Annotated in this window: 22 protein-coding genes and 2 pseudogenes; 12 read left to right on the forward strand and 12 right to left on the reverse strand. The window is 55.7% G+C overall.

What is annotated here, in order from left to right; translation table 11 throughout:
* Window positions 1-415 precede the first annotated feature (415 nt).
* The 5 genes and pseudogenes from HP062_RS16850 to HP062_RS31135 all read left to right on the forward strand — a co-directional run.
* Window positions 416-1,246, forward strand: coding sequence for an alpha/beta fold hydrolase (locus HP062_RS16850; protein ID WP_172791756.1), 831 nt, complete (start codon window positions 416-418; stop codon window positions 1,244-1,246).
* A gap of 362 nt (window positions 1,247-1,608) precedes the next feature.
* Window positions 1,609-1,734 carry a hypothetical protein gene (locus HP062_RS31130; protein ID WP_256665829.1) on the forward strand — a complete coding sequence of 42 codons (126 nt, stop codon included), beginning with the start codon at window positions 1,609-1,611 and terminating at the stop codon, window positions 1,732-1,734.
* 399 nt (window positions 1,735-2,133) lie between these two features.
* Window positions 2,134-3,054 (forward strand): cupin domain-containing protein, encoded by a 921-nt coding sequence (locus tag HP062_RS16855; protein WP_256665830.1) that lies wholly within the window; start codon window positions 2,134-2,136, stop codon window positions 3,052-3,054.
* A gap of 584 nt (window positions 3,055-3,638) precedes the next feature.
* Entirely contained in the window at window positions 3,639-4,184 is a 546-nt protein-coding gene (locus HP062_RS16860) for a YkgB family protein (protein WP_172791758.1), read from the forward strand.
* A gap of 199 nt (window positions 4,185-4,383) precedes the next feature.
* Window positions 4,384-4,541, forward strand: a pseudogene (locus HP062_RS31135) (DUF1289 domain-containing protein); the annotation flags it as partial.
* Window positions 4,542-4,766: 225 nt separating this feature from the next.
* On the opposite strand, the gene HP062_RS16870 reads toward HP062_RS31135, so the two are convergent.
* The 5 genes from HP062_RS16870 to HP062_RS16890 form a co-directional block, all read right to left on the reverse strand.
* Window positions 4,767-5,096 (reverse strand): hypothetical protein, encoded by a 330-nt coding sequence (locus HP062_RS16870; protein WP_172791759.1) that lies wholly within the window; start codon window positions 5,094-5,096, stop codon window positions 4,767-4,769.
* Window positions 5,097-5,315: 219 nt separating this feature from the next.
* Window positions 5,316-6,182, reverse strand: coding sequence for a hypothetical protein (locus tag HP062_RS16875; protein WP_172791760.1), 867 nt, complete (start codon window positions 6,180-6,182; stop codon window positions 5,316-5,318).
* A 1,332-nt stretch (window positions 6,183-7,514) separates the two neighbouring features.
* Window positions 7,515-7,898 carry a hypothetical protein gene (locus tag HP062_RS16880; RefSeq protein ID WP_172791761.1) on the reverse strand — a complete coding sequence of 128 codons (384 nt, stop codon included), beginning with the start codon at window positions 7,896-7,898 and terminating at the stop codon, window positions 7,515-7,517.
* A gap of 61 nt (window positions 7,899-7,959) precedes the next feature.
* Window positions 7,960-8,382: a hypothetical protein gene (locus HP062_RS16885; RefSeq protein WP_172791762.1), complete on the reverse strand. Its 423-nt coding sequence runs from the start codon at window positions 8,380-8,382 to the stop codon at window positions 7,960-7,962.
* A gap of 41 nt (window positions 8,383-8,423) precedes the next feature.
* On the reverse strand, window positions 8,424-8,822 hold the full coding sequence (locus HP062_RS16890; RefSeq protein ID WP_172791763.1) for a hypothetical protein: 399 nt from the start codon (window positions 8,820-8,822) through the stop codon (window positions 8,424-8,426).
* Between the two features lie 245 nt (window positions 8,823-9,067).
* Here HP062_RS16890 and HP062_RS16895 point away from each other — a divergent pair, with 245 nt between their 5' ends.
* Window positions 9,068-9,517: a helix-turn-helix domain-containing protein gene (locus HP062_RS16895; RefSeq protein WP_256666182.1), complete on the forward strand. Its 450-nt coding sequence runs from the start codon at window positions 9,068-9,070 to the stop codon at window positions 9,515-9,517.
* 105 nt (window positions 9,518-9,622) lie between these two features.
* Here HP062_RS16895 and hrpB read toward each other — a convergent pair whose 3' ends face one another.
* Together hrpB and HP062_RS16905 are read right to left on the reverse strand one after the other, a co-directional pair.
* Entirely contained in the window at window positions 9,623-12,145 is a 2,523-nt protein-coding gene (hrpB, locus tag HP062_RS16900) for an ATP-dependent helicase HrpB (protein ID WP_172791765.1), read from the reverse strand.
* Between the two features lie 274 nt (window positions 12,146-12,419).
* Window positions 12,420-12,800 (reverse strand): annotated as a pseudogene (locus tag HP062_RS16905) (DEAD/DEAH box helicase); the annotation flags it as partial.
* A gap of 109 nt (window positions 12,801-12,909) precedes the next feature.
* On the opposite strand from HP062_RS16905, the gene HP062_RS16910 reads away from it, so the two are divergent.
* Entirely contained in the window at window positions 12,910-13,329 is a 420-nt protein-coding gene (locus HP062_RS16910) for a hypothetical protein (protein WP_010467395.1), read from the forward strand.
* Between the two features lie 29 nt (window positions 13,330-13,358).
* A complete protein-coding gene (locus HP062_RS16915; RefSeq protein WP_010467394.1) occupies window positions 13,359-14,264 on the forward strand; it encodes a cation diffusion facilitator family transporter in 906 nt (301 codons plus the stop codon).
* On the opposite strand, the gene HP062_RS16920 is transcribed toward HP062_RS16915, so the two are convergent.
* Window positions 14,249-15,265 carry a DUF6515 family protein gene (locus HP062_RS16920; RefSeq protein ID WP_145308840.1) on the reverse strand — a complete coding sequence of 339 codons (1,017 nt, stop codon included), beginning with the start codon at window positions 15,263-15,265 and terminating at the stop codon, window positions 14,249-14,251. The genes HP062_RS16915 and HP062_RS16920 overlap by 16 nt on opposite strands.
* Window positions 15,266-15,700: 435 nt before the next feature.
* Between HP062_RS16920 and HP062_RS16925 the strand changes: the two genes are divergently transcribed.
* Both HP062_RS16925 and HP062_RS16930 read left to right on the forward strand, forming a co-directional pair.
* On the forward strand, window positions 15,701-16,180 hold the full coding sequence (locus HP062_RS16925) for an Lrp/AsnC family transcriptional regulator (RefSeq protein ID WP_007894448.1): 480 nt from the start codon (window positions 15,701-15,703) through the stop codon (window positions 16,178-16,180).
* A 194-nt stretch (window positions 16,181-16,374) separates the two neighbouring features.
* Window positions 16,375-16,584, forward strand: coding sequence for a DUF2788 domain-containing protein (locus HP062_RS16930; RefSeq protein ID WP_010467392.1), 210 nt, complete (start codon window positions 16,375-16,377; stop codon window positions 16,582-16,584).
* On the opposite strand, the gene HP062_RS16935 is transcribed toward HP062_RS16930, so the two are convergent.
* The 4 genes from HP062_RS16935 to HP062_RS16950 form a co-directional block, all read right to left on the reverse strand.
* Entirely contained in the window at window positions 16,579-17,220 is a 642-nt protein-coding gene (locus tag HP062_RS16935; RefSeq protein ID WP_010467391.1) for a pseudouridine synthase, read from the reverse strand. The two genes, HP062_RS16930 and HP062_RS16935, sit on opposite strands and share 6 nt — an antisense overlap.
* Window positions 17,221-17,290: 70 nt before the next feature.
* Entirely contained in the window at window positions 17,291-18,790 is a 1,500-nt protein-coding gene (gene amn, locus HP062_RS16940; protein ID WP_169858286.1) for an AMP nucleosidase, read from the reverse strand.
* Between the two features lie 180 nt (window positions 18,791-18,970).
* Window positions 18,971-20,620: an acyl-CoA dehydrogenase family protein gene (locus HP062_RS16945; protein WP_172791767.1), complete on the reverse strand. Its 1,650-nt coding sequence runs from the start codon at window positions 20,618-20,620 to the stop codon at window positions 18,971-18,973.
* A gap of 73 nt (window positions 20,621-20,693) precedes the next feature.
* Entirely contained in the window at window positions 20,694-23,078 is a 2,385-nt protein-coding gene (locus HP062_RS16950) for a hybrid sensor histidine kinase/response regulator (RefSeq protein ID WP_172791768.1), read from the reverse strand.
* 417 nt (window positions 23,079-23,495) lie between these two features.
* Between HP062_RS16950 and HP062_RS16955 the strand changes: the two genes are divergently transcribed.
* A complete protein-coding gene (locus HP062_RS16955; protein ID WP_010467387.1) occupies window positions 23,496-24,293 on the forward strand; it encodes a hydroxymethylpyrimidine/phosphomethylpyrimidine kinase in 798 nt (265 codons plus the stop codon).
* A 32-nt stretch (window positions 24,294-24,325) separates the two neighbouring features.
* The gene (gene thiE, locus HP062_RS16960; RefSeq protein WP_010467386.1) at window positions 24,326-24,949 is read left to right on the forward strand and encodes a thiamine phosphate synthase; all 624 of its coding nucleotides are present in this window, start codon (window positions 24,326-24,328) and stop codon (window positions 24,947-24,949) included.
* Window positions 24,950-24,959 lie beyond the last annotated feature (10 nt).

Below are 24,959 nucleotides of genomic sequence, written 5' to 3' on the forward strand. Positions count from 1 at the left end.
TTGATTCTCCCTGCTAACCTCAACCTTCACATTGGGCAACCTAAATACACAGTGTCGTTACCCAAGGCTAAGCGGGTCAGTCGTACTTAAATGACGCTCTTCCTAAGGCAAGGATCGGCCTCTGGCTTGGTTACCGACTGCCAAATTGGTGTCTGCACAAACGTACAAAAATCATGTTACATCGTTCAATCGCCCCTTGCGTTCTGTGACTACAATTAAATGAGTTTATGGCGAGGATAAAACGATGCAGCGAAACTCAGATGGAAAAGCGTTGATTGATAGTGATGGCGTTGCACTGCCGCGACGACACTTTCTCGTGGGCATTACAGCAGTGACCATACTCGCGAGCGTTCCTTTTGGAGTAATGGCAGCAACGCAAAATAGAGCTCAACCACAAACAGCACGGAGTGGTTCCATGACGTCGATGAAAACAAAAGATGGCACGGATATCTTCTACAAAGATTGGGGCCCCAAGGACGCGACGCCAATCATGTTTCACCACGGCTGGCCATTAAGCGCCGATGACTGGGACAGCCAGCTGATGTTTTTCCTGGAAAAAGGCTACCGCGTTATTGCTCACGACCGTCGCGGCCATGGACGCTCGACCCAGACGTGGACAGGCAACGACATGGACACTTATGCCGCTGACGTGATCGAGCTGACGGACGCACTTGACCTTAAGGGCGCGATTCATATCGGCCACTCCACCGGTGGCGGCGAAGTGGCTCGTTACGTCGCCCGCGCCAAGTCAGGCCGTGTTGCAAAGGCAGTGCTGATCAGCGCGGTACCGCCAATCATGGTCAAATCAGAAAAAAACCCTGGAGGACTGAGCATCGAAGTCTTCGATGGTCTTCGCAAGGCGCTTCTTGAAAACCGAGCACAGCTCTACACGGACTTGCCGTCGGGCCCGTTCTACGGCTTCAACCGGCCAGGCGCCAAGATCTCTCAAGGCACCATTGAGAACTGGTGGCGTCAAGGCATGATGGGAGGGGCCAAGGCTCAATACGACTGCATCAAAGTGTTTTCTGAAACAGACTTCACCGAGGATCTCAAAAAAATCCAGGTGCCTACGCTAGTTATGCATGGTGATGATGACCAGATCGTGCCGTACGACGACTCTGCCCCCCTTTCTGTGGCGCTTCTGAAGAACGGTACCCTGAAAAAATACCCAGGCTTCCCTCACGGTATGCCCACCACAAACGCAGCTGAAATTAACGCGGACATCTTGAAATTTATACGCGGATGAACGCATATGTCGCACCGGCTAACAAGGCTGTGCAAGTAACCTCGAAGACTATGTCGGGAGACGGGCGGCGGGCATCACAAAGGCCCGTCTATGGAAAACAGGGAAGATATGACCTTTTGAGTTAGGAAAATGTGAAGAGGATGAAACGCGGGAGCCGTGTCGTCGGCATCTGTGAGGAAATTTATCTACTATTTAAGATACATTTCTTTGTACAAACGAAAAAGGAGACCATCAGTCTCCTTACCTTGTTCACCGGCTGATCGAGGGGCGACCACGACGTTTGGTTACCCTCGTTATCCCATACACATTACTTCACCGGCGGCATGTTCGCGTCGTTGATACGATTGTAGGTTCTGGTGAGGATGGTCAAAGCAACCGTCATCGACGATCTCCGGCTGGTGCGCATCGCTATAGCCAGCCTCGCGAATGGCGGGGAAATCAGCCTCACCAGTAGTGCCGCTGTTTTTGCAGTTGCAAAACGAACCTGATCAGAGCATCACCTGTCGCTGCGCCTGTGCGAGTCTGGTTCAGCCACTCTGAGGACTGCTGACGGTTTCTAGGTCTTGTTTGCTCAGGTTGCCATTTGGCCAAAACGCCCTCTACGTTAAGCACTTCGGAAAGTGCATTCGGTGCCTGTTGACCCAAGACAGCAAACAGGTGTGGGACGTTACCGCCGGCGTTTTTTTCACTTCTGAGTAAAAGTCTGCAGCACTTACAGTTACTCATGATTTAGCTCCTACTCGGCGCGTAGAAAGCCCCACTTTATGCGACGCCAGTGATCTTGTAGAGATCGATAGAACGCACTAGAGTGCTCAAAAGTCTGAACCTCGGATGTGCCCATGCCCACCTCGTCCCGGCAACAGGATTGGCTCAGTCGACTTCTGGACATGATTACTGTTAAAGGTCGGTTGGAGATCCGGTGCTCATACGGAGCCCCATGGCAGGTGGCCCATGAAGACTCAGAACCTGGCGAAATGCCTTACCACATTATCCTGCGTGGGTCAGCGTTTCTTGAAACTCCTGGCATGGGAGCGCCACGACTATTGCAGGCAGGCGACGTGGTGCTTCTTCTCCATGGATCTCAACACCGTCTTCATGACGGGAGTGGATTCACGCCTTTACCGGCAAATACGCGTGATGAACTTAATTTTTCGGTTAGCGCGAACGCAGGCACTGGTGACCGTTTGGACATGCTATGTGGTCGCTTTGTCATCACGCCACCTCATGACCGCTTCATTCGCGATTATTTGCCAGGGCGTCTCATTGTCAGCACCTCAAATGCAGATCAAACATTAAATACAGATACCGCCGCGCAGTTGACCAATCTGGTTGCCCTGATGAGAGGAGAATCTAGTGCCCAAAGTCTTGGCGGCAAAGCAATGCTCAACGCCTTATCCGCAGCTTTGTTTACCCTGACACTCAGATTAGCCAGCGAGTCTAACGATACTCCCATCGGCTTATTGGCAATGGCTGGTCATCCCCGGCTTGCTCCTGCACTTACCGCTATTTTCAACGACCCAGCTCATCCTTGGACGTTGCCTGAACTAGCTGAACTCTGCAACATGTCCCGAGCAACCCTAATTCGCCAATTTCAACTAAAGGTTGGTAAATCAGCAAATGCAGTTTTGACTGATGTAAGAATGACCATGGCTGCGAATGAACTTGCTTCCACAACCGTGTCGACAGAGGTTATTGCAGATAAGGTCGGTTATCAATCTGTCGCTGCATTCCGACGAGCATTCACTCAACGCATGGGTATGACGCCGGGGGATTTGCGAAGATCGAGCCATGTAGAAAATGAGTCATGACTTAAATCTCGCCTTTCCCTGTAACTGCCCATTTATCTATAGGTTTATATGTAATATCAGGCGAATTGCCTGGTAAGCGTCATAGTCTTAGTGATCCGAGGATATGCTAGGGTTTCAGGCAAAGTTCCAAAAGTGAAGCGCAATTGGATCAATCGCTATCTCCAGGTGCATCCGGAAAACACTCCACGACCTAGCCACCAATCAATACAATTGGATTCGATTGGCTTGAGCAGCACTCTGATTGATGACGAACTCCGACCTTGCACAGATTCGCTGTTGATACCTACCAGCATCGATATTACCTCAGCTCGCTGCTGTGTAGGGCGTGTATGCGATTCTGCTGGAGAGATCAAGGAGCCGGCTTAACAATCCGTTCAGTAGAGACCTAAGCCTTACATTTGATACTTTTAGGCATGTCATCGAGACGTTTCGACCTTATTGATATTACTCCTGGCGCATATAGTGGGGTCACTTACGAAAAGCCATCACTGATGGAAGGAGTTTCCAATGTTACGCATCCAAATCCAAGCCATTCAAATCGGCACCAATGCCTCAGAACTCGCGGCTAAAAATTGGAGAAAGTCATGAATTATCTCGTTAACATACTGGGACGTTCAGGTCTTCTGAAGCGCGATTTGGACTACCACCTTCTCCGCGCTGCCATGGTGATCATTTTTGTGTGGTTCGGATACGACAAATGGTTTGAGGCTGAAATCAGAGACTTAATTCCATTAATCAGTAACGGCCCATTAATCTCTTGGACGCTTCCAGTTTTGGGTGTTCGAGGCACAAGCTTTCTTTTGGGAGCTTCGGAATGGACTTTTGGTTTGTTACTGCTGCTGGGATTTTGGAATAAGAAGTTAGGGGTGCTAGGCGCTCTTGGATCTTGCGCTACCTTCATTGGTACCCTCACGATCTTGCCATTCGCTCCTGGCGCCTGGCATCCCGAGGCTGGAGGATTTCCAGCCATGACAATAGTTTCGGCCTTCCTTTTGAAGGATCTCGTGTTGCTGGTTGTCTCTTTCTACCTACTAAAGCAAGATGTTGCCAGAGTGATCAATGCTCGGGCTCTGCCGATTACAAAAAATTTGGACAAGTCGTCAAATGTGCTTAAAGCAGGCAGGTCATAGCAGGATTAAATCACCGATAAAGCCTAGGAGTCGTCGTGCTGCCATAATAAACTGACTTAAACTCAAAATCGCTCAATCTTTAACCTGACTTTTGAGCGATGTGAAGCGCAAGGCAGATCATCGCTTTCGTTGAAAGTTAAGCGGTAATTAGCGAGTAGCAAGCCACCTTTTAGCGCCAAGCAGCGATGCGCTTGTTTTAATGGGCTATCCGTGTATCTCGACGTGACAGCTCAGTGGTGTTCTATGTGTGAGCTGTGGACGGAGCAAGGACGACATTCGCAAGTGGAAACGTATGAAACGGCAAGAAAAATGGCCGCTGTTCAACGGACAAGCTTGCGGTTGAAGGGGATGAAAAAGGGAGAGAGGATAGTCAAACCTACATCCGAGGTATGCCCACCTATAATCACTCCAAAAAGTTTGGCGCACAAAAACAATGCCGCGATTTGAGGTGGGCTGTACCCATGAGACCAACCGCACTGCTGCACCTGAACTCTCTCACCTCAGGTAGTCAAAGCTGACTATGCTCAGGAATCTTCAGGGCCGCTGTTGATCCAGCGGCACCCATTGCTCACAAAGAATTGGCTAAGGGATAGGTTTGACGGACATCACATTGAAATACCTGAACCTTTTCTTTTTCGCCTCATTTTTCGCTTCCTGCTCCGCGACAAGGGTGCTCAATGTGTTCGCGTCATAAGTGAACACTTCAACGTCTCCTTCAAATTCCTTTGTGACGTGTAGCACCACCCTAAGCTTTGGCGAAAGCGGTTTTGCTACCGAGCGAGGCTTTGGACTTGGCTGCGGCTTTGCAACAGCCTCCGGTTCAAGCCATTTCGGTGCTGACTCTGGCTCGGGTTGGTTTGAAGAGCCGAATAGCGCCTGGCGCATCTCCTCCTCACTCAATTCTGTGCTCATTTATAATTTCTCGTCGCAAAAAATGGATGTCCGGCTTCATCAGACCTTTACACAAAGCCAGGCCAAACAACTACGGTTATCAGTAGGTCGGTAGAATGCAAGGTAACGTCGTAGCCTCGGCGGCGATAAGTACCGCCTGAAGGGCGAACGAACATTGCTCTTTCGGTCGACCAATGTTCTGCGATTACACAGAAAATTCTATGAAAACCAGCGAAACAATTATCGCAAGCTTTCAAATAAGGGCGAAATCATTTGCTTGATCGAAGGTAGCGGATCGGCAAGCAAATGCACATCCGTATCGGGCCTTTGTGATCTGATGCCTATTATCAAGCTTTTATCATCCTGAGTCCGGGCGAAGGCTATGAAACCATTTTCAAGCGGGTGAACTCGCTCCCCAGGAAGGACGCCTGGGTAATTTATCGCTGGCTGGAAGTCGCTTAACACAGCAATAAATCTGACCGAAGAATGAATCCAAGGCTGATACTTTTGCGTTAAAAAGGTGTAGCTGCTTAGGAGAAAAATACCAGCTATGATCGCTCCGAATGAGTGAAAGATCGTTAGATTTTTATTTTTTCTAGCCGATAAATTGCAGCCAACTATTTTAAGATAAGTTGCAACGTATTGAAACAGGAGCTCTATTAGCATTAGAGCCATCGAAGCTGAAAACATTATGAGTCCGATGATAGTTAAAATTATCGCTGCTACAACCATCCAAGCCGGTATGTAAAAAACCAGCGCCAGAAAGCCCACGGTCATATCGAAAGTTTGCGGTGGCAGCCCAAGCGCCTCCGCCACAACAAAGCGAGAAAGTACGGTTGCCACTATCAGCACCAACACATGCAGAAGCACAACCGGAGTTTTGCCAAATGGTTTTTCCCACATAGCACGCATCCAGTGGACTGCGGGTAAGCACCACGTGACGAATCCGCCGATGATCGCTGCTGATGATACGGTCGTAGCGGCATCTACAACTATATTACCAAACACAAGGGAGAGCAGCACTCCCGAAATAAATACGGCCATCGAGAAAATATAGAAACGATAAGGGACAGGTGTTGCGTTGTATTTCCTTTTCAACCATTGCATTATAACGACCAACACTTATAGAAATAGAGAAAACGAATTCTAATGCGCTAAGCACGAATAGTGAGATCTTTTCTTGCTAATAACGCTCGGAGCTCGATAACTTAGTGCGATCTCTGGCTGTGTTCGCAATTGCAGCTCCCTGGAGAGCTTCGATCCTGTACTCGAATCGAGGCTAGGGAAGCCAATCCAAGGCTTCCACCACTGCTTTCTCATCAGCGAATTTCGTCTGTCGGTAGTCATCACGACGTATTTGCATGCAAAGCCTCCCTGGGGCATCGTCTCTAACGGGTCGACTAATGTAATGGAGTGATGAAATGGCCGTCTAAGTGCATTTAGAAATGAGCACTGAAACAGCATTAAAGCTGTTGGCATTTATTCGGCAGCAGGACGGCAGCGATTCATCGAAATAAACTGTAAACCACCTCATCTATAAGGAGGGCGATTCATAGTTTTTTATAATGCTAAGTAACGCATTGGTAGCACGCCAAGCGTAGTCGGGCATTTTGCAAATTTAAATATTTTACGAACTTACTGCTCATACGCACAGTACGCACCCCTCCACCTGCAGCAAACCAAATTTGCAAGTTTTATATTTGTCTCGGCGCGCCTTGAATTTTTTTTCTTGATGGAAAACAATTGCCTCATTCCCAAAAACCATTCAACGCCCATTCAAACAACTGAGTATCATATGAGATATCAGATTCATTATCTTTTAGCCGACACGACTGTTGAGCTGGCCTCTTTGGGCGCTCATGACACGATCAGTAAGCTAATGACTGAAACCATCAATACTGAAAATAATCGGGTATATGGTCATTGCAAAAATGAGAGAGAGATCGAACACGAATTTTTGGAGATGCGTAATTTTTGTATGGATTCGTCTACTACCGTAGGTTACCCGGAAGCGAAAACTCTGATTCTCAGAGTGGATCAACTTCCGGAATAGCAGATCCGGAACTTCGTTGCAGTTGACGACGTAATTTTTTCCTATATCGCTGCCGTTTGATCGGCCTGACTGAAACGCTTCTTCGTCAAATCGGTGAGGAACTGCCGTGGCTGCCCTGGCCGAGGCAACTCGGTGCAGAAGGACGAGCGCTGTCTAAGTCGGGGTGTGCTATCTCCGGACGTTAAGGTAGGAATTGTAAATCTCCATCCCATGAAGGAGGTAACTGTAGCGGTCGAGCGAGCGCGAGCGTCATTCATAGTCACGATTAAATTAGGGGACAGAGAATTAAGGCGGGTAAAGATTATGCGCTGAGCAGCAATAAATCGTTTCTTCGCGCAAGCGCCTAGCTTTTTTTGCTTTCCAAGCTTTCAAAAGGGCCCGATTATTTACAGGAACACAGTTGGCGGAACGTGAGATGTATTTTTTGCTAGTTGAAGAAAAGATCTGAAGGTAGCTCGCCCTCCCCCTTTTTTAAACGAAGCGACAAGATATCGCGAATTCAAGGTAGTCAGCACCCAAAATCTCCCCTCCTTTTTTGCATAACGTATGCTGGAGGTGCGCATAAAATGTCCGTCAGCGAAGCGTCCAAAGCGATCCACCTTGGTATGGCCAAAAACAACACCCACCGCCACGCCATTTGATACGAAGACATCACTCAAGCATGCGGTAATAGGCGCGTCATAGACGTGTTCGCTTGCACGAACGATCCGGCGTAGCTGGAAATCCGTGAGACGCTTCGAATGAAGTTCGACTTCGTGTTGGTCGCGCATTATTTTCTCCGATTCGTGATACGTTCGACATTCGCCAAAATGCCCAGAAATCAGGCCTTTATCAGTAAATTTTTCTGACATTGGTTAACAACTTTGGATCGAATGAGCACTCATGGGAGTCGGCGTAGATCTTGCCGCCCTCCACCTCAAGCAGACAGATCACGGCGCCATTTCGGTCATAGCCTATGGAGACCGCATTGAGTATTTCCAGTCGCCAACTCTTACTACCTGTCATCCAGGGCGGAATCAAACCTTGAATCTCTGTAATGACGAAATCTTCGTTCTGTAACTTAAGAACCTCGAGTAGTCTTGTCTCGTCATTCAACATCTCAGTCATACTTATAAACCGACCGTCGTGCCGTTCTTTCACGCATACGTGATACCAGTGCATGTTTAGCGCCCGCGAAATGCCATGCCAGTGGGCGAGGCCATCCTCAAACATACCTGGTTCACCTTGAATGTCTTTGATTTTGGTTCTGAACATTTTTGTCTCAGTTTGAAATCATTGCCTAGGCAACGCGCCATCTAAAAGAAAGAAAAGATTGTTTCTAGGCTTGCTGATTTTTCATGACCGGGCCCTGTCAATACATAAACGGTATTCCACGTTTCAAAAAGGAAGCCCTCGTGAAATGACATCGCCATTGTGGAGCGCACCCAATCACCCACATCAAAGCGCCGCTCGCTGTCAAAACGTACGTTGTGAGCAAATAAAACCAGCGGTAGCTTTCCCGCCGCGTGGATTTTTTGTAGCTCGTCTTCGGTGACTTTGGCTCGAAAAATTGTCCAGTCTTCTACTAAGCAATACGGTTTGCGCGGATAAAGAGCCCGCACCAGTTCGATGAGAACCTCGTCTGAATCCGTCGATCCCTGGCGGTGCTCACCTGAGCCACTGAGAAGCTCGCTGTGAGATGAACTATTGGTCACTGATTTCCCCAAACGTATTGGCAATATATAAAAATATTTAATGTAAGGCGTCCGACTCAAGGTGATAGCCTCGGATCACCCCGACTTGGCATCGATACTACTCAGGCTTCGCGGTGCAGAAGGCGTCCACGCCAGTCGTGAAACACACCAGAACTCCCAGCACGATTAATATATAGATTTGAATGGGAACTAGCAAACGCGGCATACCGTCTGGTTTACAGAGGACGGTTCAGATGTCACTACGGATGGCATATGCAGCGGTGCTGCAACTGGTTAGAACACGCCGGGGACTATCACAGCACGATATAGCTGTGACAGTGACGCAATCTCACATCAGCCAACTTGAATCGCTAAAGACTTCCGCGACTCTGGAAGTCAGTCAGGAGCTAGCTTCGGCGCTGAACCTGCATCCAATTTCGTTCTTAACCCTGGTACAAGCGGCACAAGACCAAAGACCCGCACGAGAAATATTGATGCTGGCTCTCCAAGAATTGGGGGGCATGGCGCTCTTGGACAACGCTCCTCCCCTAGAGCCTAAAAAACTGCGACCACCGCAGACCGTGGACGCCGAGAGGAGTTGGGAGGCTGTTCAGGCATTAAAAAGCAAAGGACACACTCAAGCTGAGGTAGTACGAATGCTGGGGATGCCTAAATCGACTGTGGGGCGGCATTGGCACAAGGCAAACGGAGCATAGGGGTAAAATAGGCGCTTTAAGGGGGGCACGGATGGTAGCTCAGCCGGAACCGTCATACGCCGATTCGACTTAGCCTCCCAATGCTCACTCGCTGAACAGCATGTTCTATGATTTTCGCGGTTTGACTCGCGCAGTTGCTTCAGCGATCAATGGGTCGTCTGGCCAAAAATGTTTGGGGTAACGCCCCTTCAGATCCTTCTTCACGTCCAAATAGGTGTTGCTCCAAAAGCTGGCTAAATCCCTCGTAACTTGGACTGGGCGTCGAGCTGGAGAGAGTAGATGAAGCATCAGCGGCATGCGCCCACCCGCAATGCGAGGCGTATCTACAGCACCGAACAGCTCCTGAAGACGTACTGCGAGCACCGGAGGCACTTCGCTGTAATCCAATTTGATCGACGATCCCGAGGGCACCGCTATGTGAGTGGGGGCCATTTCATCCAATTGTTTTGGAAGCGGCCACGGCAGGATGTGGTGGAGAATTGAGGAAAGGTCGAGCTGGCCAAAATGGCTCAGCCGGCGAACATTCCCCAAGTAAGGCAATAACCACGTTTCCAATGATTCAAGCAGTGCAGCGTCTGAGAGGTCTGGCCATTGGGTTTCTCGGTGCCGCTCGAGGTCAAGGTCGCGGAGCAATCGGACACGTGCTTGCCACTGTCGAAGCTCTGGCGTCCAAGGTAACAGCTCAATACCTTTACGGCGGACGAACGCGAGTAGAGCTCGGCCACGAGTATCGTCATCCAGGTTACTCAAAGGTTCGCGAGAAAGAATCAGCTCTCCGACCCTGCGCTGCCGTTCGGCTCTCAGGACACCTTCACGGTCGTCCCAATTCAGCTCGTCAACCACAGATACATGATCACTCAGCACGGTCTCAAACAGTTGAGGGTCAAAATCGCTCGCTAAGTAGATACGCTCCTCCCGCTGTCCCTGTCGACTTCCCAGGTTCGCGATGACCAACCAGGAGTGTTTCATCAACGCATCGGATTCGGCGAACAGGGCCGCACGACCATTGGCCAAGCGATACTCGGCACCGCCTGGACGCCGCTGCTGGGCGATGCGATCAGGGTAAGCAAGAGCCAACAGGCCGCCAACCCAGCGGGAAGCTCCTGGATCAGCCACTGGAGCTTGAGATGTACTGCGTAGATATCCCCGGTACTGACGCACCAACTGACGTATCCGCTGTACGGCACTTTGTGATTGGCGTTGGAGCCGCTGCTGCCCATCCAGCATTGCAAGACGGCTATGCAAATCAGCGCCGGCGCCACGCAAGATGTCGCGCTCACCAAGCAACGCAGCTATCTCGCACGCCATCTCGGTTAAGCCCAATGCATGGCCGCGCAACAACAGATGGGCAATTCGCGGATGAGCTGGGAGCTCTGCCATGGCTTGGCCGTGAGTATTAAGTCGTCCGTCCGGTTGGAGTGCGCCCAATCGTCCCAAAAGATCTCGTGCCCGAGAAAAAGCAGCCGCAGGCGGAATGTCTAGCCACTTCAGTTGATCAGGAGCGACTCCCCATCGGGCCAGTTGCAGTGCAAGGCTGGATAGATCCGCCTGCAGTATCTCAGCATCGGAATAGCCTGCGAGTTGATCATGCTGCGTCTCTGACCAGAGTCGATAGCACGTACCCGGCTCAAGTCGTCCGGCTCGACCAGCGCGTTGGGCAGCGCTCGCTCGGGAAATACGCTGAGTGTCCAGCCGTGTCATGCCGCTCCCAGGATCGAAGCGCGGAACCCTTTCTAGACCCGAGTCGACTACGACCCTCACCCCTTCAATTGTCAGGCTGGTTTCAGCGATATTGGTGGCTAAAACAACTTTACGTTTACCCGCAGGTGCGGGGTTTATGGCTTCCCGCTGTGCATTCAGATCTAGCTCCCCATGCAAAGGGCACAGCATTACATCCTGATAACCTTCGAGCTGCTCGGCCAGTTGCTGGTGCACACGACGTATCTCGGCTTGGCCAGGCAAAAATACGAGGATACTGCCAGCTTGGTCTTCGAGCGCGTTCAAGCACATCTGCACAACTCTCGTTTCAATAAACTCACCGGACTGATACGGACGACCCCATACAGTCGTCACTGGATACATGCGGCCTTCGCTCGTCACTACTGGCGCATCATCCAGAAGCTTGGACAAACGCTCCCCCTCTAACGTCGCCGACATAAGTAGGATTTTTAAGGGCATCTCATCACGGAGCAGTTCGCGTCCGTTGAGACATAAAGCCAATGCAAGATCTGAATCAAGGCTTCGGAGGTGGTACTCGTCGAAGATAACAATCCCTACACCATCCAGCGCGGGATCGTCTTGAAGTCGCCGGGCAAGGATCCCCTCGGTCACTACCTCAATTCGAGTTCGTGGGCCTACTCGACTTTCGAGTCGGATTCGGTAGCCAACTGTCTCACCTACCTTTTCACCGAGCTCGCTCGCTAACCTCTCAGCCGCAGCTCTAGCAGCCAAGCGACGAGGCTCGAGCATTAGGATTGTCTGGTCTCCTAGCCAAGACTCTTGGAGCAATGCTAACGGCACACGTGTGGTCTTGCCTGCACCGGGAGGAGCTTCGAGCACTACTTCATTTCGCTGAGTCAGGGCTAGACGGAGAGCTGGCAATACAGCATCGATAGGTAGAGAAATCATTAGAACTCCCAGGCAGGATGCGCAGTATACCGGGGAAGATCATCTCGATCAGGCAGGCGTGGTGTGAGCGACCAAGCGCCGTGACCGAGGTTGAGCGGGAGTGAGGTGTGGTGTGTGTGGTGAAGCAATGGGCTGACGCTGCCCACTCCCCAACCAAAGCAGTTTTTTGATTTTTGGAAAGGTCAGGCTTTGAGTCTTCAGGGCGTCCCAAAGGCTTCTGGAGACGCGAATCGCTTTGACAAGATTCGAATTATTTTGGTGCATATGGCAAAACGTGGAATTCGTCGAAAATCAGCAGGCCAACGCCGTCGAGTGCGGGGTCATCCTGCAAGCGTCGGGTGAGAATGCCTTCAGTGACCACTTCAATACGGGTTTTGGGGCCGACTTTGCTGTCCAGCCGGATCCGGTAGCCAACGGTTTCACCGACCTTCTCGCCCAGCTCACTGGCCAAGCGCTCCGCCGCCGCCCGCGCCGCCAAACGGCGCGGCTCAAGCATCAGAATGGTCTGCCCGGCCAGCCACGGCTCGTTGAGCAAGGCCAGCGGAACACGGGTGGTTTTACCGGCGCCGGGCGGTGCTTCGAGCACGGCTTCGTGACGTGTAGCCAAGGCTTCACGCAGGGCGGGTAAAACTTCATCAATCGGCAAAGAAATCATGCTGGCTCCAAAACAGAGCGGCGAGTATAACGGCGAACTGCTCGGCGTTAATGACGGTCCTAATTCATACAGGCGTCCTTTCGTTTTGAAATTATCCAGGAGATTTCATATGCGTGTTCCCTTTCGCTTGATTGGCGGTGTATTGGTCGCGACGTTGCTGACCCAGGTGACCGCTTGCGGATCGATTTTCTACCCTGACCGTCGTGGTCAGATTGACGGCAAGATCGACCCGGCCATCGCCGCGCTCGATGCCGTGGGCCTGCTGTTCTACATCATCCCCGGCCTGATCGCGTTCGCCGTGGACTTCGCCACTGGCGCGATTTACTACGCGCCCGGTGAGACCGCACAGGTGGCCCCGGAAAAACTCAAGGAAGCGATCGGCGCCGACGGCAAAGTTGATAACCATAAGTTGCAGACTATTCTCGAAACCGAGTTGGGCCGCAGCTTCCCGCTGGATGACCCACGCCTGATTCAACACAAAGGCAGCACCCAGCAACTGGCCCTGTTAGGCCTGCAACCCGCCGCGTAATCCGTGCACGTAAAGGAATAGCCGCCCCTATGATTTCCAGCTCCGAACACGCCCGCCTGCTGCGGCTGGCGACTCGTGCCTCGGTGGCGGTGGCGTGTACGCTGATCGTCGCCAAAGCCATCGCCTGGTGGTTGAGCGGTTCGGTGAGCATGCTCGCCGGGTTGACCGACTCGGCGCTCGACGGCGTCACCTCCTTGCTCAATCTGCTGGCGGTGCATTACGCGTTGCGCCCGGCCGATGACGATCACCGTTACGGGCACGGCAAGGCCGAGTCGCTGGCGGGCATGGCTCAAGCGTTGTTCATTGGCGGCAGTGCGGTGCTGATTTCTTTGCAGGCGATCGAGCGGCTGAAACATCCGGAACCGGTGGGCGCGCCGTGGATCAGCATCGGCGTGATTGTGTTCTCCCTGGCGCTGACCGTGGCGTTGCTGATGTTGCAACATCGGGTGGTCAAGGCCACCGGCTCCAACGCGGTGCGCGCCGACTCCCTGCACTACCGCTCGGACTTGCTGCTCAATGGCAGCATTCTGCTGGCGCTGGTGTTGGCCGGGTTTGGCTGGCATCAGGTCGACCCCTGGTTCGGCCTGGCAATCGCTGCGTACATCTTCTGGAGCGCGATTCAGATCGCCAAGGAAAGTTTTACGGTGCTGATGGATGAGGAACTGCCGCCGGAGGTGAGCCAGCACATGCTTGAGCTGGCCTGCGGCGTTCCGGGGGTGCTGGGCGCGCATGACCTGCGCACGCGGATTTCCGGCAACCAGTGGTTCGTGCAGTTGCACCTGGAATTGCCGGGGGACCTGACCCTGTCAGTCGCCCACGGCATCAGCGATCAGGCCGCCGATGCGATTCACGCCGCTTACCCGCGAGCCGAAGTGCTGGTGCACGCCGACCCGCAGGAAGTGGTACTGGCGGCAAAGACTCAGAAAGAAACCTGATAGCCGCGACTGCTCAGGCAGTTACCTTGAGCCTGGCGGTAGGCTTGCACCACTGACGGGTCTGGCTGGTAGGTGGCCGTCCGCGGATTGAAGCCACTTTGCTGCACCGCGTATTGATAACACTCGTAACCGTCCTGGTTGACCTGCTCCGGCGACTGGCCGTTGGCCGGATAGGCCTCCACGTCGTAGCTGTTGCTGACCGGCTGCGGCTGCATTTGCACCGGCGGCTCGACCACCACGTAGTCCTGAGTGTTTTCCTGATAGGCGTAATACGAACCGGCCGCCAGGAACAGCAGCGCCCCGCCGATCCACACCTCACGCGCGTAATCGGGCAAGTAACTGACTCGAATCCCGCGAGGCGGTTGAACCACCACATAACGCGGGCCTTGTGGGCGATACCAATAGCCGCCGGAATAGAAATAATCCCGACCACCGTAAGGCACGCGGTAGTCACGGTCCGGGAAGCGGTCGATCACATGACCCGGGCGATATTGCGGGCCGGGGCCCCAGCCATTACCGTGCCCATCCGGACGACCCGCCCACCGACGATCATCGGGACGCGGACCGTTGTTCTGCCATTGCTGGTTGTAATTGTTGCGCTGTGGATTGTCCTGATAGTAACCACGCTGTGGCTGCTGGGTCTGGCGCACCGCGTCGGGGCGACCCTGGATCGGCAGGTCATTGGCCGGGAGCTGCGGTGGCGGCGGCGGTGAGCGAACAGGATTGTTGTAGTCGGGCTGCGGACGGTTCTGCCACTGGCCGTTGTTCTGAGTCTGGCCGTTGTGCTCGAACTGGCGGCTGTTGTCGCCACGAATGATGTCGTTGTCCTGCGGGCGCGGCTGATTATTGCCGCCATGCCCCTGATTGTTGCCCTGATGGCCGTCCGATCCACGTTGCCCGCCATCGGGACCACGGTTTTGCTGATCATCGGCCAGCGATTGCGCAGTGACACTCACACACAGCAAACCAACACCGGCCAAACGCCAGATGCGCGACTTCATGCTTTTCCTCACTGCGGGTTAGGGCCTGTACGTAAGACTGGGAAAGTACAGGGCGGTTCTGCAACAGGTTATCAGTCGCGCAACTTATTTATTGAGGGCCGCTCTCAAATTCAAGGCAAAAGAAAAGGGAGACCCGTCGGCCTCCCTTAGAGAACTTCGTCCGTGCTCGACGCTTATGACGTCGGCTCACCTCACGCCGTCTTCTGGACAGTGTGTAGCTCGGAGGCCGGCACATCCCCTGTGGGGGTGGCGGCCGCCGCCGGCCTGATTCGGCGAGCGGCTGTGGACTGTTTGTCCGAGCAGTGATTCTGGTGATAAGAATAGGCCGCGAGTGCCGGCAGAGGATTGCGAAGATTGCTCAATTAAACATCACTTGCGCAATTTTTAACCCTGGATAGATAATCTGCCGCAATAGTTATGACAAAGGCCTGATTGATGAGCAAACTCGACCGATACGACTTGAGCATTTTGGCGGAATTGCAGCGTGACGCGCGCATCTCCAACCAGGAGCTGGCCGAACGCATCGGCCTGTCGCCTTCGCCTTGCTCGCGCCGGGTCAAGCAACTGGAAGACGACGGCTACATCACCCGCCAGGTGGCGCTGCTGGACCGCAAGATGCTCGGTTTGAGCCTCACGGCTTACGTGCTGATCGGCATGGACCGCCATACGCCGGAGCGTTTCGAGAACTTTGAAGCCGCGATTCGAACGTTGCCCCAGGTGCTGGAATGCAGCTTGGTGACGGGGATGGATGCGGATTATCAACTCAAGGTTGTGGTGCCAGACATGGATCACTACCAGAAACTGCTGCTGGGGCATTTGACCCGGATTGAAGGGGTGACCAGCGTTCGTTCGAGTTTTGTGTTGAATCAGGTGCTCAATAGTACCGAGCTGCCGTTAACTCATCTGCGCAGCTGATGTCCCCATCGCGAGCAGGCTCACTCCTACAGTGGATCTCCTGAACACCGAAGATCCCTTGTAGGAGCCTGCTCGCGATAAGGCCGGCACAGGCGACGAATGACTGCGACACACTGCCGCAGGTCAATCCTCCAGCCCGTCCCCATGCCGTATACTCCAGCGCCTTTTAGCCCCGCCCGCGCTGGAGATATTCAATGGATCCTGCCGTACTCGAAGAGTGGATGATGACCGGACTGGTCAGCGTCCTGATCATTTTCATGGGTTTCATCGTCTGGGATCTGGCGAAAAAATCCAAGGCCGGACGTTTTGGCTCGTTCATTCTGTTCTTCGTACTGGGTCTGGGCGTGGCTGCGTTCGTGATCAAAAGCGTGGTCATCGGCCTGATCGAAACCGGCACGTTATAAGCGCGCCGGCACTTCCTTCCACTGGCCCTGATCGAGTCCTTCGATTGTCCAGTCGCCGATTCTGACCCGTACCAGGCGCAACGTCGGCAAGCCGACGGCCGCTGTCATGCGCCGCACCTGACGGTTGCGCCCCTCGCGAATCACCAACTCCAGCCAACTGGTCGGCACGCTTTTGCGAAAGCGCACCGGCGGGTTGCGTGGCCACAGCTCGGGCTCCTCCAATTGCCGCGCCTCGGCCGGCAAGGTCATGCCGTCATTCAGTTCGACGCCGTCACGCAAACGCTGCAACTGCTCAGCGCTCGGCTCACCCTCCACCTGCACCCAATAGGTCTTGGCCAATTTGTGTTTCGGGTCGGCAATTCGCGCTTGCAGCTGGCCATCGTTGGTCAGCAGCAGTAATCCTTCGCTGTCGCGGTCCAGCCGTCCTGCCGGATAGATCCCCGGAATCTCGATGTAATCCTTGAGCGTCGCCCGCCCTCCTTCGTCACTGAACTGGGTCAGCACATCGAAGGGTTTGTTGAACAGGATCAGCTTCGGCTCGGCCGGCGGCGCTTTGGCGACACGGCGCGGGGCTGGGGAGGATGGCGCAGGCTTCGCGCCAGGGCGGCGAGAAACGGGACGTTGTGGACGGGACATGGGAAAGAGGAGCATCTAACGGTCAGGGCTGCCAATGCTAGTGCCCTGACCGTCAAATGACCATCACGAATCAGCGGAACGGCGGCTCGTCGAAGCTGCGCAGTTTGCGCGAGTGCAACGAGTTGAGTTCGGTGCGCAACAGATCCACCGCCTCGATGCCGATCTTCAAGTGCTGGCTGACCGCGCGCTCATAGAAGGCGTTGGCCGAACCCGGCAGCTTGATTTCGCTGTGCAGCGGTTTGTCCGACACACAGAGCAACGTGCCATAGGGCACCCGCAGGCGATAGCCTTGGGCGGCGATGGTGCCGCTTTCCATGTCCACCGCCACGGCGCGGGACAAGTTGATCAGCGGACGCTCCTGCGCCCAGCGCAATTCCCAGTTACGGTCGTCGTAGGTCAACACGGTGCCGGTGCGCAGGCGTTTCTTCAGCTCGTCGCCCTTTTCGCCGGTAATGTTGGCGGCCGCTTGCTGCAAGGCCATCTGCACTTCGGCCAGGGCCGGGATCGGAATGTTCGGCGGCACCACCCGGTCGAGAATCCCGTCGCGACGCATGTAAGCGTGCGCCAGCACGTAGTCGCCAATGGTCTGCGACTGACGCAAGCCGCCGCAGTGGCCGATCATCAACCAGCAATGTGGGCGCAGCACCGCCAAGTGGTCGGTGATGTTCTTGGCGTTGGACGGGCCGACGCCGATGTTCACCAGGGTCACGCCATGGCCATCGCTGGCAATCAGGTGATAGGCCGGCATCTGATAGCGGTGCCACACCACGCCCGCAGCAATCGCCGAGGCTTCGCCGTGGTCCATGCTCTTTTCGATGATCACGTTGCCGGGCAATACCATGCGCACGAAACGCGGGTCACTGCGCAACTGCTCCAAACCATGGACGATGAATTGGTCAACGTACCGGTGGTAGTTGGTCAGCAGAATCCACGGCTGCACATGACGCCAGTCGCTGCCGGTGTAATGCACCAGTCGACGCAGGGAGAAATCCACCCGCGCGGCATCGAACAGGGCCAGTGGCAGCGGATCGGTGTTCTCCCAGTCGTACAAGCCATCGGCAATGCCGTCGGTCGCGGCGGACAAGTCGGTGCTCGGGAACACCCGCGCCAGCACGGCGGCGGTGACGCCGGAGCCGGCCAGTTCATCGCCCTGCTCGACCACGTAAGGATAAGGAATATTTTGCTGGCTGATGCCGACTTCGACGGTCACGGTGAAGTCGTGCATCAACGGCACGAGTTGTTCCAGCAGGTATTTACGGAACGCCGCCGGATGGGTGACGGTGACACTGTAGGTCCCAGGCAACTGAACCTTGGCGTAAGCGCGGGTGGTCTGTGGGACTTCGCCCTGGCAGTGGTAGGTCAGACGCAGTTCGGGATAACGAAACATCGCACGCTGTTCAGCGTCCGGCTCGACTCGGTCCTTGAGATAACGCTTGAGCGCCTGGTTCAGCGCAGTGGTTGCACGATTGTGCAAGAGCGCAAGCCGGTCCACGGCTTGCTCGGCGGTTTGAACGACAATAAAAGCTTCGGTCACGATCAGCATCCTGTGTTCTGACTTGCAGAGCTTCATCTTGCCTGCATCGTCGCTTCACGGGAACAGTGGCGTGTTGGCTATATGTCACTGATAGCCCCTGTAGGAGTGAGCCTGCTCGCGATAACGGCTTGTCAGTCACATCGATGTTGGATGTGCCAACGCTATCGCGAGCAGGCTCACTCCTACAGGGGTTCTGTGTGGTTCATGCCATCGTGGTCAAAAACCCTGCGGAGTCGAGCGGGCGACGATCGCCTCAACATCCAGCCCACGCGGCAACGCGCCATACACCCGACCGGCCGAGCCGAGGCGACTGGCGATGAACGCATCGCTGACTGCCGAGTTGCCGGCTTCCAGCAACAGTTTGGCCTGAAGCCCCAGCGCAATGTCTTCAGTGAGCTGCCGCGCACGGTATTGAATGTCGCTGGTGTCCTTGAACGCCGTCTGCAACTGGCTGATGTGCGCAGCCAGGCGCTTATCACCGTGACCATCACCCAACTCGCTGAACAACACATCAAGCAAACCTGGCTCCTTCGATAGCGCCCGCAGCACGTCCAGGCACTGCACGTTGCCGGAACCTTCCCACGTCGAATTGACCGGTGCCTCACGGTAGAGGCGCGGGAGGATGCTTTCCTCGACATAGCCCGCACCGCCCATGCATTCGGCGGCTTCGTTGATCATTGCCGGCGCGCGCTTGCAGATCCAGTACTTGCCCACCGCCGTCACCAACCGGGCGAATTTGGCTTCGTGGCTGTCATCCAGATGATCCAGCGCCTTGCCCATGCGCAGGCTCAAGGCCAGGGCCGCTTCGCTTTCCAGCGCCAGATCGGCGAGTACGTTTTGCATCAACGGCTGTTCGCTGAGCAACTTACCGCCGACCATGCGATGTGCGCAGTGATGGCTGGCCTGGGTCAGCGCCTGACGCATCAGCGAGCTGGAACCGACCATGCAATCGAAGCGAGTCATCGCGACCATCTCAATGATGGTCGGAACCCCGCGCCCTTCTTCACCGACCATCCACGCCAGCGCGCCACGAAACTCCACTTCGCTGGAAGCATTGGAGCAATTGCCGAGTTTGTTCTTCAGGCGCTGGATGTAGAACTGATTGCGCGTGTCGTCCGGGCGATGGCGTGGCAGCAGGAAACAGGTCAAGCCCTTGTCCGTCTGCGCCAACGTCAGGAAGGCGTCGCACATCGGCGCGGAACAGAACCACTTGTGCCCGACCAATTCATAAGCCTGGCCCGGGCCACTGGCGCCGACCGGGTACGCCTTGGTGGTGTTGGCCCGCACGTCGGTGCCGCCCTGTTTCTCGGTCATCGCCATGCCGATGGTGACACCGGCCTTGTGGGCCATGCCGACATTGCGCGGGTCGTATTCGATCGAAAGGATTTTCGGCAGCCATTGCTTGGCCAGGTCCGGTTGCAGGCGCATCGCCGGGACGCTGGCGAAGGTCATGGTCAACGGGCAACCGCTGCCGGCTTCGGCCTGGCTGTGCAGGTACGTCATCGACGCGCGAGCCACATGGGCGCCGGGTTGCGGATGCGCCCAGGGTAATGAGGTCAAGCCGTGCTCGACCGCCGTGCGCATCAACTGGTGATACGCCGGGTGAAATTCCACCAGGTCGATGCGATGCCCGTATCGGTCATGGCTGACGAACACCGGTTTGTTCTGATTGGCCAGGAACCCTGCTTCCATCAGCGGCCCGCCGGCCAATGCACCATAAGCGTCGATCCGCGACTCGGCCCAACCCGCCCCGAAACGCCGAGACCATTCTTGCAAAGGCAGGTCGATGCGATAGAGGTTGGCGCCGTCCAGCGACGGGGGCTGATTGGTGACTTCGTGGGTTTCGGCGAACTGATGCAGGTTCATGACGGGGCTCCTTTGGTCAGCCAAGGGATTCAGTTAAGCACCGCCTCTTGGCCGAACAAAGTGTCATACCCGCCTAAATGTCGGCGCTTTCGCCTTGCCCCGAACAGAGTACCCGGCGATAGAGCGCCGCTTGCAGATCCTCGAATTTCACCGGTTTGCTCAGGTGATCGATCAAGGCTCCCGTCGGGCAGCGCTCCCGGTCGGCGCTCACGGCAATCACGAACACCGGCAAGTCGGCACAGCCCGGCAAGCTGCGGATCTGGCAGCAAAAGGCGGTGCCATCCAGCGTCGGCAACTGACCATCGAGCAGGACAGCATCGAAGCTTTCACGCTGCAAGAGGTCGAGCGCGGCAGCGCCGCTGTCGGTGGCGCGCACCCGGAACCCGAGCTTGAGCAACATGCCACGCATCACCAATTGATTGATGCTGTTGTCATCCACCAGCAGCACCGTGCAGTCCTGTGGCAATCGAAGACGCGGAAACTCGCGGGTCATCAAGGGCACTGCCGGCCGCTCGACCACAGGCAGTTCGAACTCGACGTCCAACTGGAAACGGCTGCCGCTGCCGGGCTCGGATCGATGGGTGAGGCGTCCGCCGAGCAATTCGACCAGTTGCCGACAGATCGCCAGGCCTACGCCCAGGCCGCCGTATTCACGGGTCATCGAGCCATCGAGCTGGAAGAAGCGCTGATACAGCGTCGCCTCTCCCAGATCGGTAAAACCGATACCGGTGTCGATCACCGCAAACGACAGCGACACCCGGCCGTTTTCCACCGGTTTACCCGTCACGCGCAGGGCCAGCCCGCCGACCCGGGTGAATTTGATGGCGTTATCCAGCAGGCATTCCAGGCATTGCGCCAACTTGGCGCTGTCACCGTTCAAGCGATCCGGCAGGCCCGGCATCACTTCGACTTTGAAGTCCAGGGACTTGCCTGAAGCATTGCCCTCGAATTGGGTGCGCAAGGTGTCGACCACGCCACGCAGACTGAACGTTGCCGGGATGACTTTAAGCTTGCCGGCCTGCAACTCGGTGAGGGTCAGGATGCCGTTGACCATGCGCATCATGTCCCGTGCGGAGCCGGCGGCGGTTTGCTGGTATTGCTCCAGTTCCGGGTCCATCTCGACGGTTTGCATCAACTCCAGCGAACCGATCACACCGTTCATGGGCGTGCGCAATTCGTGGGTCAGGGTGGCGAGGAATTCATCCTTGAGCTTGTTACTGTGGGCCAGTTGCTGGTTCAGCACCTCGAGTTTCTGACCGGCATCGAACAGCGTCTGCGCTTGCTGCTCGCGCATGGCGTTGATGCGGTCGGCCAGGGCCAAGGACAGCAACGCCACTTCGATGGCCGAACCGATCTGGCTGGAATACATGGTCAGGAACACGTTCGGCAGGTATCCCAACACCATGAGGGTGTTGACGATGCCGCCGAGCAGGAAGGCCGACCAGGCAATGATGAAATATCGGGCCACCCGCAAGCCACCCAGCCAGGCGCATAGCCCGGCGATGAAAATCGCCACGGTGAAAACCAACGCCAAGGCTGTTGCCAGGCGCAAGGCCAAGGCGTAGCTGGTCATCAACGACAACCCGACCACGAGCGCACTGAACGCCACCAGCGCCAACAGTAAACGGTCGAGCCAGCGACTGTGGTTGGCCGTCTGCAAGAAGCTGCGGGCGAACTGGCTGCCGAACAGTCCAGCACAACCGATGAAGAATGGCGTCGCGGCGTTGGCCCACCACGGATTGTCCGGCCAGAAATACTCCACGGCTGCGCCGTTCACTGACAGTTGATACAGGCCGAAGGAAGCGATGTAGAAGATGTAATAGAGATAGCTGGTGTCGCGCACGCTGAGGTAGATGAACAGGTTGTAGACCAGCATCCCCAACAACACGCCATAAATCAGCCCCAGCACATAAAGGCGGACCGGCTGTTCTTCGAGGTAAGCGGTGCTCGACCACAAGGTGACGGGCGCCTGGATCGACCCTTCGCTTTGCAGGCGCAAGTACACGGTTTGCGCCTGGTCAGGCAGGAAATTGAGATCGAACAGGTAGTTGTTCTGGCGGAACTCGCGACTGGCAAACGGCAACGCATCGCCTGTTTGCCGGGCCAATCGAAAGTCACCGCCAGCATCGGGCAAGTAGAGATCGAGGTGATCGAGGGGCGGATAGGCCAGTTCCAGCAGCCAGGTCCGTTGCGCCGCCGGGTTCGACGGACGGTAATGCAGATCGATTTTCAGCCAGAACACCGAACGCGAGTAACCGGCGTTGAGGGTGGCTTTATCGTGGGGCTTGAAGTTACCGGCCGCGGCTTGCGCACGGACATCGGCGATGGTCGCCTGACCGCCCGCGTCTTCGTAGACCTGCAGGGTTCGGCCCAGGGGAAGGCTCTGGGTGAATTCATCGAATTCGACGGCGCTCGCCATGAGGGGCAAGCACAACAGCAACATCAGCAAATAGCGCATTTAAGCCCCAGCGTGGCCTGTCCGGTTATCTCAGGAAGCCCCTCATTCCCTTTGAGTAGACGTAAAACCGGTATTACCTGTTATTGGTTTGGATCCACTCTAGCATAGCCGCTGATGGCCATTGAGCACCATTGAAATTTTTCCTGCAAGGGCTCTAGTACGGGCGTTCCAGCGGCACACTTCAGGAAAATCTGTTTATACGGTCAGCTTATGGCTATATGCAACACCTGAGGCGAGGGAGCTTGCTCTCATGGAGGTGCGCAGCGCCCCACCCTTTGCATTCGGTCGGTAACATTGCGCCGCCAGATTCACCACGGCTTCGCAGCGGAACGGGGCAAGCCCCCTCACCACAATGTATCGGCAGACCTGGCGACCACTGCACCCGAAAATCGATGTTTGGTGGTAAGCTCGCGCACCATGAATATCTACAGCTCTCGCCCCGTTGTCCTCTGTCTCTCCGGCCACGACCCCAGTGGTGGCGCCGGCTTGCAGGCAGATATCGAAGCCCTGCTCGCCCAGGGTTGTCATGCGGCCCCGGCCGTCACCGCCCTGACCGTGCAAGACACGGTCAACGTCACTGACTTTCGCGTGCTCGACCGCGAGTGGGTGCTGGCCCAGGCCAACGCCGTGCTCAACGACTCCGAAGTCGCTGCCGTGAAACTGGGCATGCTCGGTTCCCTGGAGATGGTCGACACTGTCGTCGAACTGCTCTCGGCACACCCGCACTTGCCGGTGGTCTGCGACCCGGTGCTGCGCGCCGGTGGCGGCGGACGCCTGGGTAAGGATGAAGTCGGCTACGCCATGCGCGAACGCCTGCTGCCCCTGTCCATCATCGCCACCCCTAACCTGCCCGAAGCCCGCATCCTCGCCGAACTGCCCGAAGGCACCGCGGACGAGTGCGCTGAAAAACTCCTGCCGTTCGTCAAGCACCTGCTGATCACGGGCGGCCATGGCGACGAACACGAAATCCACAATCGCCTGTACAGCCGCGATGGTCACCGCGAAACCTTTACTTGCCAGCGCTTGCCCGGCAGTTATCACGGCTCCGGTTGCACCTTGGCCAGCGCCCTGGCCGGTCGTCTGGCCCAGGGTGAAAATCTCGTCAGTGCCGTGCAGACCGCGCTTAACTACACGTGGCGTACCCTGCGGGATGCCGAGCAGTTGGGCAAAGGCCAGTTCGTGCCGCGTCGCCTGCCGCTGGATTTCTGTTCGTAACTTTCTATTCGCACTGCGGTGAGGCTTGTCCGATGAAACTACGTGGCCTGTACGCCATTACCGACAGCCAGTTGCTGGCCGGTAAATTTCTTTCGTACGTGGAGGCGGCGCTGGAAGGCGGCGTCACCCTGCTGCAATACCGCGACAAAAGCAGCGACGAGGCCCGACGTTTGCGTGAGGCCGAAGCCCTGCGCAATCTGTGCGACCGCTACAAGACTCAGCTGATTATCAATGACGACGCCGAACTGGCCGCTCGCCTGAATGTCGGCGTACACCTGGGCCAGACCGATGGCCCGCTGTCGCCGACCCGTGCGCTGCTCGGTCGCCAGGCGATCATCGGTTCGACCTGTCACGCGCAACTCGAACTCGCCGAGCAAGCAGCCAAGGAAGGCGCCAGTTACGTCGCCTTCGGCCGCTTCTTCAATTCCAATACCAAACCCGGCGCACCGACCTGCAGCCTCGAATTGCTGGACCAGGCCCGCAGCAAACTGCACCTGCCGATCTGCGCGATCGGCGGCATCACCCTCGACAACGCCGCCCCGCTGGTGGCCCACGGGGTCGACTTGCTGGCGGTGGTGCATGGCCTGTTTGGCGCCGAGAGCACGGCTGAAGTGACACGCCGTGCCCGCGCCTTTAACGAATTACTGAAAATCTGATTTGAGAGCC

This window comes from Pseudomonas sp. B14-6 (genome assembly GCF_013260315.1).
Classification (GTDB): Bacteria; Pseudomonadota; Gammaproteobacteria; order Pseudomonadales; family Pseudomonadaceae; genus Aquipseudomonas; species Aquipseudomonas mandelii.